5 protein-coding genes are annotated in these 5480 nt (G+C 71.3%); 3 read left to right on the top strand and 2 right to left on the bottom strand.

The features are described from left to right. Both AC30N0_RS20530 and ompR read right to left on the bottom strand, forming a co-directional pair. Window positions 1-1022 (bottom strand): HAMP domain-containing protein (locus AC30N0_RS20530; RefSeq protein ID WP_489519729.1); only part of this gene is annotated, 1022 nt, incomplete at its 3' end. A 160-nt stretch (window positions 1023-1182) separates the two neighbouring features. After that, window positions 1183-1917, bottom strand: a complete 735-nt coding sequence (ompR, locus tag AC30N0_RS20525) for an osmolarity response regulator transcription factor OmpR (protein ID WP_489519728.1) — start codon at window positions 1915-1917, stop codon at window positions 1183-1185. 107 nt (window positions 1918-2024) lie between these two features. On the opposite strand from ompR, the gene AC30N0_RS20520 reads away from it, so the two are divergent. The 3 genes from AC30N0_RS20520 to AC30N0_RS20510 form a co-directional block, all read left to right on the top strand. Then, the gene (locus tag AC30N0_RS20520) at window positions 2025-2750 is read left to right on the top strand and encodes an SIMPL domain-containing protein (protein WP_489519727.1); all 726 of its coding nucleotides are present in this window, start codon (window positions 2025-2027) and stop codon (window positions 2748-2750) included. Window positions 2751-2760: 10 nt separating this feature from the next. After that, on the top strand, window positions 2761-3636 hold the full coding sequence (locus AC30N0_RS20515) for an alpha/beta fold hydrolase (RefSeq protein WP_489519726.1): 876 nt from the start codon (window positions 2761-2763) through the stop codon (window positions 3634-3636). A 2-nt stretch (window positions 3637-3638) separates the two neighbouring features. Continuing rightward, window positions 3639-5480, top strand: a 1842-nt coding sequence (locus tag AC30N0_RS20510; protein ID WP_489519725.1) for a RelA/SpoT family protein, incomplete at its 3' end; no start/stop codon positions are given.

Here is a 5480-nt window from a genome sequence, read left to right as displayed (position 1 = left end):
TCGAACAGGTTCTGCAGGACGCGGCCCAGCTCCACGTCGTCGGCGAGGACGCGCGTGTCGGGTGCCACCTTCGACTGAATCCGGATCTGGCTGGTGTCGCGGAAGGCGGCGGCCTCGCGCTCTACGATCGCGGCCGCGTTGACCGGCACCAGCTTGACTTCGCCCGGCCGGGCGTAGTCCATGAACTTGTCGATGATGGCGTCGAGCTGGTCGATGTCCATCGCCATGTTGCTCTTCGCTTCCTCGTCCTGGACGCTCATTTCGGCCTCGAGACGCAGGCGCGACAGGGGCGTGCGCAGGTCGTGCGAGATGCCGGCCAGCATGACAGCGCGGTCCTGCTCGACCTTGGCCAGCTCGCGCGCCATCCGGTTGAAGCCCATGTTGACCTGGCGGATCTCGCTGGTGAGCGTCGTCTCGTCGAGGCGCGAGTCGTACTCGCCCTCGCCGATCCGGCTGGCCGCGAACGAGAGGTCCTGGAGCGGCCGGTTGATGAGGCGGGCGATGCCGGCCGAGCCGAGGATGGTCGCGAGGAGGGCGATGCTGACCCACAGGACGAGGGTGCTGGTCGACATCGGCCCGAGCGGTGCCGGGTCGGCCTTGAGCCAGTACTGGTCGCGCGCGATCGAGAAACCGACCCACAGGCCCGGCTGGCCGTTCATGCTGCGGGCGACGATGGTGTCGGCGCCGAGCGCGTCGCGCAGCTCGCGCTCGATGACGTTCTGGAAGCGGTCGGACTGGAACGGCTCCCAGCCGTCGTTCGGCTCGCGCGGGCTCAGCTTCACCGGCCCGACATTGGACACGCTCTTGATGATGGCAATCCGGTTGATGCCGTCGGTGCCCGACAGGGCGCCCCGGGTCAGGTTGACCAGGCTGGCGATCTGCTGCGCCACCTGCACCGCGCGCGGCTCGAACTCGAGGGCGCGAAAGGTCTGCACCCACGCGAAGACGCCGCTGGCGAGCAGCAGGGCGAGCAGGAAGAAGGTGCGCCAGAACAGGCTCAGGGCGACGAACTTCTTCGCCATGCGTGGCTTGGGCGAAGGCTTCTTGCGCTCCGTCTGCCCGGAATCCTGGGGGCGCCGGCCGCGGCGCGAGGCCGCCCGCGGCGGCTCGGGGGTCGTCAATGCCTCGTCCGGACCCGGGCGGCCCCGCGTCTGAGCTCCCATGGCGGGCCTGGACCTTCCGTCAGGCAGCGCCGTCCGGCACGAACACGTAGCCCACGCCCCAGACCGTCTGGATGTAGCGCGGCTGTGCCGGGTCGGGCTCGATCATCTTGCGCAGGCGCGAGATCTGGACGTCGAGGCTGCGATCGAACGGTTCGAATTCGCGGCCGCGGGCCAGTTGCGCCAGCTTGTCGCGAGACAGCGGCTGGCGCGGGTGCCGCACCAGCGCCTTCAGCATCGAGAACTCGCCGGTGGTCAGGGCGATCTGCTCGCCGTCCTTGGTGAGCCGGCGCAGCGCCAGGTCGAAGTTGAACGGCCCGAAGATCACGGTCTGGGCATCGAGCGCCGGGGCCCCCGGGGCCTCGAGCGTGGGCCGGCGGCGCAGGACGGCGTGGATCCGGGCCAGCAGCTCGCGCGGGTTGAAGGGCTTGGGCAGGTAGTCGTCGGCGCCCACTTCGAGGCCGACGATGCGATCGACGTCTTCCACCTTGGCGGTCAGCATGATGATCGGGGTCACGTCGTTGGCGGCCCGCAATCTCCGGCAAATGGAGAGCCCGTCCTCGCCGGGCAGCATGAGGTCGAGGACGATCAAATGGATCGTCTCGCGGGTGAGCAGGCGGTTGAGCGCCTTGGCGTCCTCGGCGAGCAGGACCTCGAAGCCTTCCTGGGTCAGGTAGCGTCGCAACAGGTCGCGAATGCGGGCATCATCGTCGACGACGACGATGCGATCCGGGCGGGCGTTGGTGGCCGTGTTCATCGCTTCCCCATTTGTAACAATCGGGATTCTGCGGGGCTTTGCCGGCCGTTACGGGCGCCGCTGACGAGAAGTTACAACCTTGAACGCCGTGCCTTGAGGAATCCATCATGAACTGCAGCAGGCCCGCGGCGTCGCTGACCTTGTCGGTGCTCTGCACGGTCGTTCCCGGCATCGCCCTGGCCCAGGCGCAGACCGTCGAAGGCGTGCTCGGACTCAGCGCCCAGGCCAGCGTCGAGGTCACGAAGGACCTGCTCGCGATCACCTTCTCGACCTCGCGGGAGGGCCCCGATGCGAACGCGGTCCAGGCGCAGCTGAAGCGGGCCCTCGACACCGCCCTGGCCGAAGCGCGCAAGGCCGCGCGGCCGGGCGAGGTGGAGGTGCAGACGGGAAACTTCTCCCTGTACCCGCGCTATGCCGGCGGCACCGCCACGAGTCCGCCAAGCCTGAGCGGCTGGCAGGGCTCGGCGGAGCTCATCGTCGAGGGCCGCGACATCGCCGCCATCGGCCAGCTCGCCGGCCGCATCAACACGATGACCGTGGCCCGGGTCGGGCATCGGCTGTCGCGCCAGGCCAGCCAGCGCGTCGAGGCCGAGATCGCCGTCGAGGCGATCGCCCGCTACCGCGGCAAGGCGGCCGACTACGCCCGCCAGTTCGGCTATTCCGGCTACACCATCCGGGAGGTCAGCGTCGCCACGAGCGACCCGGAGGGCGGGCCGATGCCGATGCTGCGCATGCAGGCCGTCGGAGCTGCTCCGTCGAGCGAGGCGCTCTCAGTCGAGCCCGGCAAGTCGATCGTGACCGCGACCGTCAACGGCACGGTGCAGATGAAGTGAAGGAGGCCCCATGAACGAACCCTCTCTGCGCCACGTGCAGTGCCTCGACACCCGGGGTCTGCACCGGATGGCTTACTGGGACTGGGGTCACCACGGCGGCGCCGACCCCGGCCGCGTCCTCATCTGCGTGCACGGCCTGACGCGCCAGGGCCGGGACTTCGACACCCTCGCCGCCGCGATGCGCGCCGACTATCGGGTCGTCTGCCCCGACGTCGTCGGCCGCGGCGAGTCCGACTGGCTGGTGGACCCGGGCGGCTACCAGATCCACGCCTACCTGGCCGACATGGTGACGCTGCTGGCCCGCCTCGACGCGAAGACGGTGCATTGGGTCGGCACGTCGATGGGCGGCCTGATCGGCATGGCCCTGGCGGCATTGCCCGGGTCGCCGATCGAGCGCCTGGTGCTCAATGACGTCGGCCCGGCCATCGACGCCGCCGGCATCGCCCGCATCGCCGGCTACGTCGGCGCGCCGCTCACCTGGGGCTCGGCCGGCGAGGCGGCCGACTACCTGCAGACGATCTCGCAAGGCTTCGGCCCGCACAGCCGCGAGCAGTGGATGGCCCTGACCGAGCCGATGCTGCGCCGCTCGGAGGCGGCCTTGCGCCTCCACTATGACCCGGCGATCGCCGTCGCCCTGCGCCAGATCACGCCCCAGGCCGCCGCCGCTGGCGAGGCCGCGCTCTGGGCCGCCTACGACGCGATCCGCTGCCCGACGCTGCTCGTGCGCGGCGAGTCTTCCGATGTGCTGTCGCGGGCCACCGCCGAGGCGATGACGCAGCGCGGACCGCGCGCCCGTCTGCACGAGTTCCGGGGGGTCGGCCACGCGCCCACCCTGGTCGACGCGGGTCAGGTGGCGGTGCTGCGGGAGTTCCTGCTGGCCGCCTGAGCATGAAGACCGATTCGTCGGTGGCCCACGGCGCCGCCGCACCGATCGTCCGCCTGCTCGGGGTCGCCGAGGAAGCGGTGCCGGAGAACGCAGTGCCGCGGGCCCGCGCCTTCGCTGCGCCTTTGCTGCACGGGCGCGAGTTGCCGACGGGCGAGGCGGTGCTCGCCCACGCCGACGGCACGGCCGCGATCCTCGCCGCGATCGGGGCCGCGCCGGCCCTGTGCGCCGCTGCTTATCTGGTCCATGCCGCCGACCAGCTCGGCAAGCCCGACGAGGTCCTGACGCCGCTGTTCGGCGCCTCGCAGGCCGAGCTCGTCGCGCACGCACGCAAGCTCGGCGAGCTGCAACGAACGGCGCAGGGCGCCGCGCTCGACGCCGCCGAGCGCAGCCGCCAGGTCGAGCGCATTCGCAAGATGCTGCTCGCCTTCTCGCGCGACCTCCGGGTCGTGCTGCTGCGCCTGGCCTCGCGCCTGCAGACGCTGCGCTTCCACGCCGCGAGCAAGCGGCCGTGTCCGGAAGCGATCGCGCTGGAAACGCTGCAAGTCTTCGCGCCGCTCGCCAACCGCCTCGGCATCTGGCAGGTGAAGTGGGAGCTCGAGGACCTGTCCTTCCGCTTCAGCGACCCCGAGCACTACCGCGCCATCGCCGCCATGCTCGACGAGCGCCGTGCCGACCGCGAGGCGCGGGTCGACGCCCTGCGCGCGCTGCTCGGCGCCGACCTCGCCGCGCGCGGCCTCGTCGCCGAGTTGCAGGGCCGCCCGAAGCATCTCTACAGCATCTGGAAGAAGATGGCGCGCAAGGGGCTCGGCTTCGGCGGCGTCCTCGACGTGATCGCCCTGCGCGTCATCGTTCCGGACGTGGCTGGCTGCTACGCCGTCCTCGGCCGTGTCCACGAGCGCTTCCGCGCGGTCCCGGTCGAGATCGACGACTACATCGCGCGGCCGAAGGCAAACGGCTACCGTTCGCTGCACACCGTGGTGCTGGACGACGAGGGCCGTGCCGTCGAGATCCAAATCCGCACCCGCGAGATGCACGAGCACGCCGAGTTCGGCATCGCCGCGCACTGGGCCTACAAGGAGGCGCCGGCCGGGGTCGCGGCGTCGATCGCCGGCGGCGCCTTCGAGGCCCGTGTCGCCCAGGCCCGCCTGGTCGTGCTGCGCCAGCTCCTGGCCTGGGAGCGCGACCTCGCCGCCGACGCGACGCCGGAGGTGGGCGCGTCAGCGAACGCCGACGCAGGATCGGGCCAGGGGCTCTTCCAGGACCGCATCTACGTGTTCACGCCGCAGGCCCAGGTCGTCGAACTGGCCGCGGGCGCGACGCCGATCGACTTCGCCTACGCCGTTCACACCGATCTGGGCCACCGCTGCCGCGGCGCCAAGGTCGATGGCGCCATGGTCCCGCTCGGCACCCGGCTGCAGAGCGGCCAGGTGGTCGAGATCACCGCCGCGAAGAGCGGCGGCCCCTCGCTCGACTGGCTCAACCCGGAGCTCGGCTACCTGCAGAGCGCGCGCTCGAAGGCCAAGGTGCGGGCCTGGTTCAACGCCCTGGCCCTGGCGGCCACGATCGCGCGCGGCCGCGAGGCGGACGAGAAGCTCCTGCAACGCGAGGGGCGGACTGCGCTCAAGCACGGCGACCTCGCCGCGCAGCTCGGCTTCCGCAGCGCCGACGCGCTGTTCGAGGTGGTCGGCAAGGACGAGCTGTCGCTGCACAGCATCGAGGCCCTGCTGCGGCCGGCGCCGGACCGCAAGGGCGACGACGACGAGATCGTCCTAAGGCGCTCGCGTGCGCCGGGGCAGGGCGGCAGCTCCGGCGGCGGTGTCCTCGTCGTCGGCGTCGAGTCGCTG

Source organism: Rhizobacter sp., from assembly GCF_031412495.1.
In the GTDB taxonomy this organism is placed as follows: domain Bacteria; phylum Pseudomonadota; class Gammaproteobacteria; order Burkholderiales; family Burkholderiaceae_C; genus Schlegelella_A.
This window is presented reverse-complemented; position numbering and strand designations above follow the sequence as displayed.